At 34.7% G+C, this 14,935-nt stretch carries 13 protein-coding genes; 9 read left to right on the top strand and 4 right to left on the bottom strand.

Translation table 11 applies throughout. From position 1 onward, the window contains the following. Positions 1 to 82: 82 nt before the first annotated feature. Positions 83 to 1,072 carry a YeiH family protein gene (locus tag HGPG_RS06180; RefSeq protein WP_019125189.1) on the bottom strand — a complete coding sequence of 330 codons (990 nt, stop codon included), beginning with the start codon at positions 1,070 to 1,072 and terminating at the stop codon, positions 83 to 85. A 239-nt stretch (positions 1,073 to 1,311) separates the two neighbouring features. Here HGPG_RS06180 and HGPG_RS06175 point away from each other — a divergent pair, with 239 nt between their 5' ends. From HGPG_RS06175 to HGPG_RS06140, 8 genes are all read left to right on the top strand, one after another. Further along, entirely contained in the window at positions 1,312 to 3,015 is a 1,704-nt protein-coding gene (locus tag HGPG_RS06175; protein ID WP_019125188.1) for a proline--tRNA ligase, read from the top strand. A gap of 1 nt (position 3,016) precedes the next feature. After that, positions 3,017 to 3,238 carry a YdbC family protein gene (locus HGPG_RS06170; protein ID WP_019108034.1) on the top strand — a complete coding sequence of 74 codons (222 nt, stop codon included), beginning with the start codon at positions 3,017 to 3,019 and terminating at the stop codon, positions 3,236 to 3,238. A 71-nt stretch (positions 3,239 to 3,309) separates the two neighbouring features. Beyond that, positions 3,310 to 4,674: a trigger factor gene (gene tig, locus HGPG_RS06165; RefSeq protein WP_019125187.1), complete on the top strand. Its 1,365-nt coding sequence runs from the start codon at positions 3,310 to 3,312 to the stop codon at positions 4,672 to 4,674. 17 nt (positions 4,675 to 4,691) lie between these two features. Beyond that, the gene (gene clpP / locus HGPG_RS06160; RefSeq protein ID WP_019125186.1) at positions 4,692 to 5,276 is read left to right on the top strand and encodes an ATP-dependent Clp endopeptidase proteolytic subunit ClpP; all 585 of its coding nucleotides are present in this window, start codon (positions 4,692 to 4,694) and stop codon (positions 5,274 to 5,276) included. A gap of 8 nt (positions 5,277 to 5,284) precedes the next feature. After that, positions 5,285 to 6,502: an ATP-dependent Clp protease ATP-binding subunit ClpX gene (gene clpX / locus HGPG_RS06155; protein ID WP_019125185.1), complete on the top strand. Its 1,218-nt coding sequence runs from the start codon at positions 5,285 to 5,287 to the stop codon at positions 6,500 to 6,502. Between the two features lie 46 nt (positions 6,503 to 6,548). After that, positions 6,549 to 8,882, top strand: a complete 2,334-nt coding sequence (gene lon / locus HGPG_RS06150) for an endopeptidase La (RefSeq protein WP_019125184.1) — start codon at positions 6,549 to 6,551, stop codon at positions 8,880 to 8,882. After that, the gene (gene yihA, locus HGPG_RS06145) at positions 8,869 to 9,468 is read left to right on the top strand and encodes a ribosome biogenesis GTP-binding protein YihA/YsxC (protein WP_019125183.1); all 600 of its coding nucleotides are present in this window, start codon (positions 8,869 to 8,871) and stop codon (positions 9,466 to 9,468) included. Before lon ends, yihA begins: the two co-directional genes overlap by 14 nt. A gap of 122 nt (positions 9,469 to 9,590) precedes the next feature. Continuing rightward, positions 9,591 to 10,454 carry a DUF1002 domain-containing protein gene (locus HGPG_RS06140; protein WP_019125182.1) on the top strand — a complete coding sequence of 288 codons (864 nt, stop codon included), beginning with the start codon at positions 9,591 to 9,593 and terminating at the stop codon, positions 10,452 to 10,454. A 69-nt stretch (positions 10,455 to 10,523) separates the two neighbouring features. Here the strand turns inward: HGPG_RS06140 and glsA are convergent, their stop codons facing one another. The 3 genes from glsA to HGPG_RS06125 all read right to left on the bottom strand — a co-directional run bounded on the left by glsA (position 10,524) and on the right by HGPG_RS06125 (position 13,377). Further along, on the bottom strand, positions 10,524 to 11,453 hold the full coding sequence (glsA, locus tag HGPG_RS06135; protein WP_019125181.1) for a glutaminase A: 930 nt from the start codon (positions 11,451 to 11,453) through the stop codon (positions 10,524 to 10,526). Positions 11,454 to 11,548: 95 nt separating this feature from the next. Continuing rightward, positions 11,549 to 12,526: an agmatinase family protein gene (locus HGPG_RS06130; protein ID WP_019125180.1), complete on the bottom strand. Its 978-nt coding sequence runs from the start codon at positions 12,524 to 12,526 to the stop codon at positions 11,549 to 11,551. Positions 12,527 to 12,636: 110 nt separating this feature from the next. Further along, entirely contained in the window at positions 12,637 to 13,377 is a 741-nt protein-coding gene (locus HGPG_RS06125) for an IclR family transcriptional regulator (RefSeq protein WP_019125179.1), read from the bottom strand. Between the two features lie 228 nt (positions 13,378 to 13,605). On the opposite strand from HGPG_RS06125, the gene HGPG_RS06120 reads away from it, so the two are divergent. After that, positions 13,606 to 14,838, top strand: a complete 1,233-nt coding sequence (locus HGPG_RS06120) for an Nramp family divalent metal transporter (RefSeq protein ID WP_019125178.1) — start codon at positions 13,606 to 13,608, stop codon at positions 14,836 to 14,838. Positions 14,839 to 14,935 lie beyond the last annotated feature (97 nt).

Genomic DNA, 14,935 nt, shown 5'->3' with positions numbered 1-14,935 from the left:
GCCAATAAAAATTGCAATAAAAAAGAAGTTTAGCCTTATCTTTTACAAGTTAAACTTCTTTTTCTTTTATCAATTTTAATTTTTACCAAATGCTAAGTATGTGCTGCATCAAGAGGCTGACACAAATTATTCCTATCCAGCAAAGGGCGCCCTCTAGGATTGCCTTGCCACCTTGGGAAATTAATTTTTTTATGTCTGTGTTAAGTCCAATTGCTGACATTGCCATAATGATGAAAAATTTTGACAAAAATTTCATGCTTGACAAGAAAGTTTCTGGAAGGGGCAAAAGTGTCGTGATGATTGATGCAAGTAGGAAAAATAAAATAAAGGTTGGGAAAGCCTTTAGTGGGTTTACTTTTTCCTTGCTGTCCTTTGATTTTATTATTCCAAGGACAAGGGTAATTGGAATTATTGCAAGAGTTCTCGTTAGTTTTACAATTGTTGCGTAGTTAAGGGCTGTGTCGTCATTAAACATTGTTGACCAAGTGCCTGACGCAGCAACAACAGATGATGTGTCGTTAATGGCTGTGCCTGCCCACATGCCAAAGCCTGTGTGAGTCATGCCGAGCTTAACGCCAAGAGTTGGGAAGATCAGTGCTGCAATTATGTTAAATAAAAATATTACAGAAATTGATGTGGCAATGTCTTCGTCCTTGGCATTAATAACTGGTGCTGTTGCAGCAATGGCAGAGCCACCGCAAATTGATGAGCCAACGCCAACTAGGGTGGCAATGTCAGAATCAATATTTAAAACTTTTGCTGCTGCAAAGGCAATTATAAGTGCAGTGGAAATTGTAGAGAGAATAATAAGTAGAGATGACTTACCAACAACTATAATCTCTCCTAGGTTTAGTCCAAAGCCCAAGAGAACTACGGCGAGTTGCAAAACTTTTTTTGATGTGAATTTTATGCCAGCTTCAAGAGACTCTGGTCTATTGAAATTATTTAAGATGATTCCAAAGAGTATTCCAAAGACTGGTCCGCCAATTACAGGAAATTTTTTGCCTAAAAAATAGGCACAAGCTGCAATGAGTGCTGAAAATAAAATTCCACTTATATCTTTTTTCTTCATTATAATGTCCTCCTATTTATTTTTTATGAAACAATTATCTATTATACATTAAAATTGGAAAAATTTTTGTGACTTTTGCAAAAGAATTTATTTAAGCCTTAAAAATCTAAAAATTTTCCACAAAAATGTGAAGTATTACAAGCTTTATAGTATAATAAAAATAGCGTGCCACGAGATTTTTTCATAAAACTTGTGGAAATTTATTTTATTTATTATAATACTTTTATTATGGAGGTAATATGAGATTATCAAAACTTTATATGCCTACTCTTAGGGAGGATCCACAAGATGCAGAGATTGCATCACACAAGTTTCTCCTAAGAGCTGGTATGATTAGAAAATCTGCTAGTGGTATCTATACATACTTGCCACTTGGCTATAGATCCATTCGAAAAATTGAAAATATAGTTCGTGAAGAGATGGACAGAGCTGGCTCAATGGAAATTTTGATGTCAGCTATTCAACCTGCTGAAATCTGGAAAGAGTCTGGTAGATGGGAAAAGTTTGGTCCTGAAATGTTTAAGTTAAAGGACAGAAATGACAGAGAGTTCTGCCTTGGACCAACTGCGGAAGAATATTTTACCACTCTTATTAGAGATGAAGTTAAGTCTTACAAGGACCTTCCCCTAAATTTATACCAAATTCAAACAAAGTACAGAGACGAAAAGAGACCGAGATTTGGAATAAATAGGGCAAGAGAATTTTCTATGAAGGATGCCTATACCTTTGACACTTCACCAGAAACACTTCACGAGGCTTACATGAATATGTATGAGGCTTATGAAAGAATTTTTGACAGGTTAGAGCTTGATTATAAAATTGTTGAAGGTGACAATGGCGCCATGGGCGGCACTGGCTCCCACGAATTTATTGCCCTATCAGAAACTGGCGAAGGCGTAATTGTTTATGCTGAGTCTGGAAAATTTGGAGCAACTGAAGAAAAGGCTCCTGTTGAATATATCCTTCCTCAAGCTGAAGACAAAAAAGACTTAGAAAAAGTCCACACTCCTAGTGCAAGCACCATCGAAGAAGTTTCTAACTTTTTAAAAGTTGACCCAAAGAAGTGTGCCAAGGCAGTTGACTTAATGCTAGGCGATGAACCAGTTTTGGTATTTATTCCTGGCGACAGAGAATTAAATATGGCAAAGCTTGTATCCTACACTGGAGTTGCTGAACACGACATAAGAATGATGGAAGAAGCTGACATTGAGGCTATCAAGACTAAAAAAGGCTACACTGGACCTATTGGTCTTGATGTTAGAATGATTTTCGACAAGAGACTTACAGAAATGGATAACCTAGTTGTTGGAGCAAACCTTGATGAGTACCACTACATCAATGCAAATTATGGAAGAGACTTTGAAGGCGAAGTTGTAGATGACCTACTTCTTGTTGCTGAAGGTGACAAGGTTCCTGGCACTGACGAAGAATATAAGTTTGCCAGAGGCATTGAAGTGGGAAATATTTTCAAATTGGGTACAAAATATTCAGAAGCTTTAAATGCAACTTATCTTGATGAAAATGGCAAGGCAAATTACTTTTACATGGGCTCTTACGGTGTTGGTGTTACAAGATCTGTAACAGCAATAATAGAACAAAACCACGACGACAATGGAATAATCTGGCCAATGGCTGTGGCACCATATGAAGCAATTGTTACAATAGTAAATGTCAAGGATGAGGACCAAGTTAAGCTTGGAGAAAAGATTTACGAAGACTTAAAGGCTAAGGGAATCGAAGTTCTTCTTGATGACAGAAAGGAAAGGGCTGGAGTTAAGTTTAAGGACAGAGACTTAATCGGTATTCCACTAAGAATTACTTGCGGCAAGAAATCTTCTGAAGGCTTAGTTGAGTATTCAACTAGAAGAGAAATGGAAAATTCTGAAATTTTTTCTGAAGATGCAGTAAAAAATGTTTTAAAGGAAGTAGAAAAGGTTAGATAGTATGAGCGACTTTAAATTTGAAATTACTGAGCACTTGGGAGTTTTATCTGAAAGTGCCAAGGGCTGGACTAAGGAGCTTAACAAGGTTTCTTTTAACGACAGACCAGCTAAGTACGACTTGAGAGAGTGGGACCCAAACCACGAAAAAATGTCAAAGGGTGTCACACTTAATGACGAAGAGATGGAAATTCTCTCTAAAATCCTAAAGGACAGAGGGATTTAATATATTTTTAAAATAACTTATGTTATAATGTAGAAATGTAAAAAACGCCATAGAGCGAGGAGGCTATTAAAATGGAAATTAAAAAGAAAGAAAAAAACACTGTCTTTTTTGACCTTGTTTTAAAAAGAGAAGATATAAATAATGCTGAAACAGAAGTGTACAAGAAAAACAAAAAGCACTTCCAATTACCTGGATTTAGAAAGGGTCATGTTCCTAGAAAGATGATCGAAAATATGTACGGCAAAGATGTATTCTTTGAAGATGCTATTAACGAACTTCTTCCAGCTGAATATGAAAAAGCTATTAAGGAATTAGATTTAAAAGTAGTTGACCAACCTAACATTGACATTGACGAAGAAAGCATAAAAGATGACAAAGATGTTGTTGTTAAGGTTTCTGTTGATGTTAAACCTGAAGTTGAACTTAAGGACTACGAAGGAATTGAAATCGAAGACCCAACTCTTGAAGTAACTGACGAACTTATTGATTCTGAAGTTGAAAACGAAAGAGCAATGAATGCAAGAATTATAAATGTTGACGATAGAGCTGTAGAAGATGGCGACACTGTAAACATCGACTTCAAGGGCTCTGTTGATGGAGAATATTTTGAAGGTGGCGAAGCTGAAAGCCAAGACCTTAAAATTGGTTCCAACACATTTATCCCAGGCTTTGAAGAACAACTAATTGGTCACAATATTGATGAAGAATTTGACATCACTGTTAAATTCCCAGAAGATTACCACCAAAAAGATTTAGCTGGAAAAGATGCAAAATTTGAAATTAAATTAAACAGCATTTCTTATGAAGAACTTCCAGAACTTGATGACGAATTTGTAAAAGATATTTCTGAATTTGACACACTTGAAGAATTTAAGGCTGACATCAGAAAGAAGAAGGAAGAAGAATTTAAGACAACTTCTGAAATGGAAAAACAAAGAAGAGCTATTGATAAAATCGGCGAAATGGTAGATGTTGAAATTCCTGAGGCAATGATTAATGCTCAAATCGACGACATGATTAGAAATTACGACCAAAGTCTTAGAGCTCAAGGCATTAGCTTTGAAGATTACATCAAGATGATTGGTCAAAGTCTTGACGACTTCAAAAACACTATGAGACCTGAAGCAGAAAGAACTGTTAAAAATGATCTTGCCCTTGAAGCTCTTGTAAAAGATTTAGCAATTGAAATCACTGACGAAGAAATCGAAGAAGAAGTAAATAAGGTAGTTGAAGAATACTTCAAAGACGACAAAGAACACATGGAAAAGATGAGAGACTACATGCTAAATCAAAACAAGGAAGTTGTAAGAGATGACCTTGAAAAGAGAAAGGCAATTGACACTCTTGTTGAAAAGGCAAAATTTGTTGAGCCAAAGGAAACTACTGAAGAAGAAATTAAAGAAGAAGTAAAAAAAGACAAAGAAGAAGATAAATAATCAGAGGATGTGATTACATGGCATTAGTGCCAATGGTAGTAGAACAAACTAATAGGGGCGAAAGGTCCTATGACATTTATTCAAGACTATTAAAGGATAGAATTATTTTCGCAAGTGGCGAAGTAAATGATGTCATGGCAGACTTAATCGTTGCCCAACTTTTATTTTTAGAATCTGAAGATCCAAATAAGGACATCCAACTTTATATAAATTCACCTGGTGGTTCTGTGTCTGCAGGCTTTGCCATTTACGACACTATGAATTATATTAAGCCAGATGTTTCTACAATTTGCATTGGAATGGCTGCATCTATGGGAGCATTTTTGCTTGCCTCTGGAGCTAAGGGAAAGAGATTTGCCCTTCCTAATTCTGACATTATGATTCACCAACCTTCTGGTGGTGCACAAGGTCAAGCAAGTGACATTCAAATCAATGCAGAAAAGATTTTAAAAATTAGGCACAAATTAAATGAAATTTTAGCTGAAAGAACTGGTCAAGATCTTGAAAAAATCGAAAGAGATACAGATAGAGATTATTGGCTAACTTCTGAAGAAGCAAAAAAATATGGTTTAATAGATAAAGTTATAGAAAAAAGGGTTTGAGGTGAGATATGTCAAATACAGATGAAATTTTGAGATGTTCATTCTGTGGCAAAACGCAAAACCAAGTGAATAGATTAATCGCCGGACCTAATGTAAATATTTGTGACGAGTGCATCGAGAGATGTCACGCAATTTTAGAAGAAGAAATTCCCCATGAGATAAATAAGGATTTTGACCTAAAAAAACCAGCTGAAATCAAAGAGATTTTGGACCAATATGTGGTGAAGCAAGAGGATGCCAAGCGTGCCCTTGCCGTTGCCGTATATAACCACTACAAGAGGATTTCATCTTCCAAAAAACTGGACCCAGATATTGAACTTCAAAAGTCCAACATCTTAATGATTGGGCCTACTGGTTCAGGCAAAACTTTACTTGCACAAACTCTTGCCAGACTTTTAAATGTTCCCTTTGCCATTGCCGATGCCACAACTTTAACTGAGGCTGGTTATGTTGGCGAAGATGTTGAAAATATTATTTTGAAATTAATTCAAAATGCTGACTACGACATTGAAAGGGCAGAAAAGGGAATAATTTACATTGACGAGATAGATAAAATTGCCAGAAAATCTGAAAATGTATCTATCACAAGAGATGTAAGTGGAGAAGGTGTGCAACAAGCACTTTTAAAAATTATCGAAGGCACTGTTGCCAATGTTCCGCCACAAGGTGGCAGAAAGCATCCTTCTCAAGAATTTATTCAAGTTGACACCACAAATATTTTATTCATCGTTGGTGGTGCCTTTGACGGAATTGACAAAATTATTGAAAATAGAACTGCCAAGTCCTCTATGGGCTTTGGGTCTGAAATTATTGACAAGAAGGCCAATAGAGAAAATATTCTTAAAAAAGTTGAAACTGAAGACTTGTTAAAGTTTGGACTTATACCAGAACTCATAGGCAGACTTCCTGTAACTATAACTCTTGAAGAATTAGATGAAGATGCTCTAGTAGAAATTTTGACTAAGCCAAAGAATGCCCTTGTAAAACAATACAAGGAGCTATTAAAGTTTGACGATGTTGACTTAATTTTTGACGACCAAGCCCTAAATTATATTGCAAAGAAGGCAATAGAAAAGAAGGCAGGAGCTAGAGGTTTAAGAGGAGTTATCGAAAACACAATTATGAATGTCATGTACGAAATTCCTTCAAGAGATGACATCAAGGCAGTAAAAATAACTAAGGAATCAGTAGAAGGCACAGCATCTGCTGAATTAATAAAAAAATAAAAATAAATTTAGCCGTGGTTGACACGGCTTTTTTAGAAGGTGAAAAATGGAAAAAGTAAAATTACCACTAATCCCTCTTCGCGACTTAGTAATCTTTCCCCACATGGTCATGCACTTTGATTGTGGCAGAAAAATTTCTGTAAACGCAATTGAAAGGTCGGAAATGCAGGACTCAAAAATATTTTTGGTGGCGCAAAGAGAACTGGAAGTTGAAGACCCAAAGAGAGAAGACCTCTTTGATGTTGGGACTGTGGCAACTATAAAACAAATTTTAAAACTCCCAGGTGGAGTTGTCAGGGTCCTAGTTGAAGGTGAAGAGAGGGCAAGAATCTCAAGCCTTGATATTAGTGACGAAATAATTGAAGCGGATATAGAAATCCTAGAAGAAGAGGAGGTTGACTACACAGAAGACGACCAAATCGAGGCAGCACTTCGCCTTGCCTTAAATGACTTGGAATCCTACGCTTCTCTTGATGAAAAATTCTTCCCAGGACTTTTATCAAACATTGCAGACACAGACGACCCATCAAGGTTTATCGACACTGTTGTTGGCTATCTTGACTTTAAACTTGAAGAGTACCAAAAACTACTTGAGACAACTGATATTTATGAAAGACTTGTTGCCTTTCACGAGATAATGAAAAAGGAAATAGAAATTCTTTCCATAGAAAAAAATATCAACGACCAAGTTAAAAAGAAAATGGACGACATCCAAAGGGAGTACTATTTAAAAGAACAACTTCGCGTCATCCACAAGGAGCTTGGCGATGGCGAAGACGAGGGCGAAGTCACAGAAGTTTACAAGAAAAAAATCGAAGAAAAAAACCTTCCTGATGAAGTGAGGGAAAAAGCCCTAAGTGAAATAAAAAAACTTAGAAACTTAAATTCACAGTCACCAGATTATTCCATGCTCATAAATTATTTGGACTGGATAATTGATCTTCCTTGGCTTGATGCTGGAGAGGAAAAAGTAAAATTAAGTGATGCGAGAAAAGTTTTAAATGAAGAACATTACGGACTTAAAAATGTAAAAGAAAGAATTTTGGAATTTATTGCCGTGAGAATTTTATCTGGCGACAAAAACAAGGGCCCCATACTTTGCCTTGTGGGACCTCCAGGAGTAGGCAAGACTTCCATTGCCAAGTCCATTGCCAATTCTCTCAACAAGGAATTTGTCCGCATGAGCCTTGGCGGTGTAACTGACGAAGCAGAAATAAGAGGACACAGAAGGACTTACATTGGAGCCCTTCCTGGCAGAATTATTTCTCTCATGAAAAAAGCTGGCAAAAATGATCCAGTATTTTTATTTGACGAGATAGATAAAATTGGAAATGACTTTAAGGGCGATCCTGCATCAGCACTCTTAGAAGTCCTTGACCCAGAGCAAAATAATTCCTTTACTGACAGGTATATGGAGCTTCCCTTTGACTTATCCAATGTATTTTTTATAGCCACGGCAAACACAAGGCAGACTATACCGAGACCCCTTCTTGACAGAATGGAAGTTATAGAAATTGGTGGCTACACGCCTAATGAAAAATTAAATATTGCAAAAAAATATTTAGTTGCAAAACAAATTTCTGAAAATGGTTTGAAGAAGGAAAATATTAGTATTTCTGAAAAGGCCCTAAGGGACATAATAGATTACTACACTCGCGAATCTGGCGTTAGAGGTTTAGAAAAACAAATTTCAAAAATTGTGAGGAAGGCTGCCCTAAAAATTGTGGAAGAAGATTTAGATAAAGTTTCTGTGTCCACGAGAAATATTTCAGACTTCCTTGGCGAAAAAATTTATTTAATAAATGAGAGAGAAAAAAATTCTGAAGTGGGCTCAGTTAATGGTCTTGCCTGGACAGAAGTGGGCGGCACTACACTTGTCATTGAGACAACTGTCATGCCTGGCAAGGGAAAACTAACACTTACAGGTTCTCTTGGCGATGTCATGAAGGAATCAGCCATAGCTGCTATTTCTCACATTGCATCTAATGCAGAAGACTTTAAAATCGACCCAAACTTTAGAAGTGAAAAGGACATTCACATTCATGTGCCAGAAGGTGCAGTGCCAAAGGATGGGCCTTCAGCAGGAATAACAATTGCCACATCAGTTTTATCTGCCCTTACAAAAAAACCAGTACGAAGTGATGTTGCCATGACTGGAGAAATTACCCTTCGCGGCAAAGTCCTTCCAATAGGGGGGCTTAAGGAAAAACTTTTGGCTGCAGAAAGATATGGAGTTAAGACTGTAATCATTCCTGAAGAGAACAAGAGGGACTTAAAGGAAATCGAAGAGGCAGCCGTTGAAAAGTTGGAGATAAAAACTGTTTCAAACTTCAAAGAAGTTGCAGAGATTGCGATAGGTGATTTTAGTGAAGATAAATAAGGCAGAACTGGAAAAAGTTGCAGTTTTGGAAAAGCAATATCCTGTGGCAAATCTTCCTGAGTTTGCCTTTGCAGGCAGGTCCAATGTGGGCAAGTCATCCTTTATAAATGCCATGCTAAATAGAAAAAATCTAGCCAGAACTTCATCAACGCCAGGAAAGACTAGGACCATTAATTTTTACAAGGTAAATGACGACCTTCGCCTAGTGGACCTACCTGGCTACGGCTACGCAAAAGTTGCCAAAAAAGAAAAAGAAAAGTGGGCAGGCATAATCAATAGATATCTTGAGAACAGAGAAAATCTTTTGGAGACGATTCTCTTGGTGGACATTAGGCACGAGCCAACAGATTTAGATAAGCAGATGTATGACTACATCCTTCACTCAGGTTTTTCTGGCATAGTCATTGCCACAAAAAAGGACAAGATAAAAAAATCTCAAGTAGATAAACACATTTCTGTCATAGCAAAAAAGCTTGGCGTTGAGCACAGAGAAAATATAATTCCCTTCTCTTCATCAGAAAAAGATGAAGTCAAGGATATGTGGTTTATCTTTGAAGACATATTGAGATTTCACAAAGAAAAATAAAGTAAAGAAGGACCTTCAAGGTTCTTTTTTATTGGGACATGAGCCTGTGAAAAGTAAATTTCACACAGTTTTAAAAAATTAAACATAAACTTATGTTAAGATATAGAAAAATGGAGGAGATTATGAAGATAAAAAATAAAATTATGACTGCGGCGCTTTCACTATTGTTGCTTCCAAGTGCAGTTTTTGCTAGTGCAGGAGACGAAATAGTAACACTTGGCGCAGACTTAAGTGAAGAGCAAAAAAGTGAAATGCTTCGCGAGATGAAGGCTGATGACAAGGCAAAGATCATTGAAGTCACTAACAAGGAAGAGTACAAGTACTTAGGAGATGTCCTTTCATCAAAGGAAATTGGAAACAAGGCAATATCTTCTGCCATAGTAAGATACAAAAAGGCAGGCAGTGGAATAAATATTAAGCTTTCAGACAACATTCGCGTTGTAAGTGAAGATGCCTTTTTAAATGCCCTTAATACTGTAGGAATAGAAGATGCCGACATTTATGTAACAGCACCAGGAAAGGTAAGCGGCACAGCTGCCCTCACTGGAATTTTAAAAACTTATGAAGAAAACACTGGCAAAAAGCTTCCAGAAAATTTGAAAAAAGTTGCCAATGAGGAATTAGTTGTGCAGACAAAACTTTCTGAAGAATTAGGCGACGAAAAAACTAACGACATAATTTACGAAATCAAAGATGCCATGGCAAAAAATATGCCAAAGGACGAAGAGGAAGTTAGATTTATAATAAATACTGTGACAAATAATTACAATATAAATTTAACGGAAAACCAAGAAGACAAGCTTGTGAGCCTCTTTAACAACATGAAAGATGCCGATGTAGATTGGAATAGAGTGGCAGACACAGCAGTAAAATATAAGGACCAGGCATCAAAATTTTTAAACTCACCTGAAGGAGAAAAGGCAGTTGAAAACACGAAGAGCTTTTTGGAAAAATTAATAGACTTTATAGTTTCACTTTTCAAATAAATTAAGAAAAAGATTTACCAGGATGATATTAAGGTGAATCTTTTTTATTGAAGAATTTATTGAACAAAATTATAAAAAAATATTTAAATCTAAATCGTTGGAAAGTATTTTCAATAAATTTTTTCCGAAAATACTGTTGCCAGATTTATCAAGGCTAGGAGAATAGACACAAATGCCACATTTACCAGGTACGACACCTAGTATTGCACCGCTAAAACCACTTTTTGATGGTATCCCCACTTCTAATAAAAATCTTCCACTTTCTTCATACATTCCACAAGATGCCATTTGTGCAAGAACTATTTTTACAGAGTCTTTTGAAATTATCTCAGCATTATTTGCCAAATCTTTGCCACCATTGGCTAGTAGAGCACCTATATGTGCAAGCTCTGTAGAATTCATTCCAATAGAACAATTTCTTATGTATAAGTCTAAAACTTCTTCAGCTTCCAGAGAGAATATTTTTTTACTTCTTAAGTAGTAAGCAATTGATCTATTTACATCAGTTGTCTCCATCTCTGACTTGTAAACTTCTTCTAAAAATGAAATATTATTGCTATTACTTAATTTTTTTATTTTAGCAACAACTCTATTAAACTTTTCATCTAGGTCTTTTCCTTTTATCAGGGAAGATGTAGTTATTGCACCAGCGTTTATAAATGGATTAGCTGCCATATCATCAATTGGTATCAATGAGTTGAATTTATATTTAGTGGGTTCTGTTCCAACTTTTTCAAAGACTTCATCTATGCTGTTATCATTTAATGCCATTATGAGTGAAATAACTTTTGAAATGGATTGAATGGAAAAGACTTTATTGTAGTCACCAAATTTATATTCATCACCATTCACAGTTACTAAACTAAGTGCAAAATCTTTTGGATTTACATTTGCAAGTTCAGGAATATATGTGGCAACTTCACCTTCATTTGCATAGGCTAAACTATTTTCTATTGAATTTTCAATTATTTTTATTGTTTTTTCTTTATCAGTAAACATTTATGTCTCCCTTGAAAAATAAAATTATAGTTAAAAATAACGGCTCAAAAATTTGTTAAGAGCCGTTAAATTTCATTTAATATAGTAAATAATTTTTATCTAAAATTATTAGCCAAGCCGTTTAAATAATAAAGAGCTGCCCAATTTGCAACATGGGCTGCAGTTTGAAGTGAAAGCGTATCAGGATAAATTTCTACAAAATCAAAGCCTTTTGCTCCAGCTACTCCTGCTGCATGAACCATCATATTGAGTTGGTAGCTTGTCAAACCTCCCATATCTTGAGGACCTTGTGGCATAGATGCTGCGTCTAAAGAATCAGAACATATTGTTACATAAACAAATTCAGTGTCTTTGAAAGCAATGTCTATTGCTTTTTCAATTGACTTTTTCCATCCATTTTCATGAACTTCATTGGCTAAGATAACTGTTGCACCATGAGTTTTTGCATTTTGGAACTCTTCTCTATGATTTCTTGGACCTCTAATTCCAATATGAACAATTTTAGTTGGGTCCATATTCTCGTCTTCATAAAGTCTGTAGAAAGGTGAGCATCTAGAATATAAATCATCACCAAAAGATTCATAGTTATCTAAATGAGCATCAAAATGAAGTACTCCAACTTTTTTTGGATATCTTTTTGCTATTTCACTAATTATTGGGTAAGCAATTCCGTGGTCACCACCAAAAGTTATTGGCATAATTTTCCTATCTAATAATTTAGAAACTTTTTCTCTTATAGCATCAAATGTAAAATTATAATCACCATTATGAACTGGAGTATCACCGAAGTCTGCAACTTTTAAGTAATCGAAACAGTCTTGGTCATAATCAGGAAGATAACCAGTATATCTTATAGATGCACTTCTTATTGCTTTTGGACCTTCTGTAGTAGGGGAGTAACCACCTATTGTACATCCGCCTTCCCAAGGAACACCAATAACTGCTGCGTCTAAGCCATCTAAATCTTCGTCATTTTCAATAACTGATAAATTCAGCCATGAAGGTACTCCACTGTAGATTGTGTTAGGTAAAAAACTTGGATCATAGATTGTAGGTTTACTTTCTCTCATCATTAACAACTCCTTTAGTAAATTAAATTATTTTATTTAATCTTATTATAAAATATAAAATCGAACATGTCAACGATAATATAACTATAAAAACTACATTGTAGTTTTTATAGTTACTGAATATTTTTTGTAAAATTTATAATTTCTTGTGCTATATCATCTGAATTTTCTTTAATTGTTTTTGTAGGAGCAGTTGCACTTATTGTAGCAACTAATTTTCCAGATTTTATTATAGGAACGGCTACAGAGCTTATTCCTATTGCTACTTCGTCAATTTCAGTAGAGTAGCCCTTTTTATCTATGTTTTCTAATTCTTCTATCATTTTAGATTTTGTAGTAATAGTATTCTCGCTTACTTTTTCTTCAGGAATATTGTTTAAATAATTTTGCAAAAAATCCTCACCTGAATATTTTAGAATTAATTTACCAGAAGATGTTGCATTTAAAGGCAATTCTTTAGAATCCCTGATGTACAAAAAATATCTTGATTCATCGGGTTCCTCGGATAATATTTTTACAATATTATTTTCTGAAATTTTATGAAATCTTGAATTTACATTATATTTATTAGCGATTTCCTTTAGAAATGTCTCTAAGTTATTTATAAAAATATCATCATTTCTACTCTTTAGAAGTTTAGACTTTGGTAAAAATATATAACCAAGTTTATAAACATTTTTTTCTTGATCGTGCTCTAAATATGAAAAATAAACTAAAGTATTTACTATTCCTCTTGTTGTATTTATATTCAAGTTTAGCATTTTACTTATATCATTTAATTTTAATTCTTCGTTGTCCTCGTTAAAACAATCAATTATTTCAAATGCTCTTTGTATGGATTGTATTAATTTCATGTAATTCACTACTCCCTATGAAAACTATTATAACACAATACTATTAAATGGTATTTATCAATAATAGTCAAAAATTTTTAATTATTAATTGTTTTTGTAAAAAATTTTAGGTGTTTTTATATTAATTTGATAAATTGATAAAATTTTTGTTGACAAGGTTTGCATGACTAATTATAATTATATTATAGTCTTAACAACGGCATAGCCGTGAAAAGAAAGGAGAATTTTATGGAAACTCAAAAAAGAAAGTACACTTTAGCTGAAAAATTAAAAGCTATTGGACCAGGGGCTATGGTTACTGCATCCTTTATTGGACCAGGTACTGTTACAACCGCTACTAGGGCTGGAGCTGAATTTGGATATGCTCTATTGTGGACGGTAATATTTTCTATCATAGCTACGATAATCCTACAAGAGATGTCAGCTAGAATTGGTATTATAACTAAGGGTGGCTTAGGTGAAGCTATCTTAGAAGAATTTAAAGACAGACCTTTTTTACAAAAATTTTCAGCTTACTTTGTTGGAGGCTCAATAGCATTTGGATGTGCAGCATACATATCAGGAGATTTAACAGGTACATCTTTAGGTATAGCTACTCTAATAAATGTTCCTATTAGAATTATAGTTCCTGTTATTGGTATTATAGTTTTAACATTAATTTTAAAGGGAAATATAAAATTGTTGGAAAAAATTTTAACTGTTTTAGTTGCAATAATGGCAATAGTATTTGTTACAACTATGTTTGTCTCCAAGCCAAATTGGGGAGAAGTTTTCTCAGGTGCAGCACCTACAATACCTGCAAAATCAATAATTTTAATTATATCAATGATTGGTACTACCATAGTTCCTTATAACTTCTTCATTCATACAGGAACAGCAGCAGAAAATTGGGATTCACCAGACCAACTAATTTTATCAAAGTGGGATACAATTGTTTCTATAAGTATAGGTGGTTTAATCACAGCTGCAATAGTTGTTACTTCCGGAACTCTTATGAGAGGTCATGTAATCCAAAGTGCTGCAGATTTATCAATACAGTTAGAACCACTATTAGGATCTTGGGCTAAGATATTTATGAGTATAGGTCTATTCTCAGCTGGACTATCTTCAGCCATAGCTTCTCCTCTAGGTGCTTCTTACACATTGGCAGGTCTACTTGGTTGGAAGTATGATAATTCAGATAAAAGATTTAAATACACTAACCTAATAATAGCAATAATTGGTATTGTTGTAGGATCAATAGGATTTAATCCAATGCAAATATTATTAATTGCACAAGCTCTAAATGGACTTATCTTACCTATAGCAGCAATTTATGTTGTAATTATTGCATCAAGTGTTAAACAATTAAAAGAATACAGAAATGGCAAAGTTCTTATTTTACTTGGATCCTTAGTTTGTCTAATAACAATATTCTTAGGCGGATATTCTGTAGTTTCAGCATTAAAAGGCTTAGTATAATATAAAAAAAAGATCTTGTTGAAAATTTTTCAGCAAGATCTTTTTTATTGCAAGAAATTAAAGATTTGGGAAATAAAAAAATCCGGCGAACCGGATT

Origin of the sequence: Peptoniphilus grossensis ph5 (assembly GCF_000311825.1) — a bacterium.
Classification (GTDB): Bacteria; Bacillota; Clostridia; order Tissierellales; family Peptoniphilaceae; genus Peptoniphilus_A; species Peptoniphilus_A hominis.
Note: the sequence above shows the minus strand (reverse complement) of the source record. Positions and strands in the feature narration are given on the sequence as shown.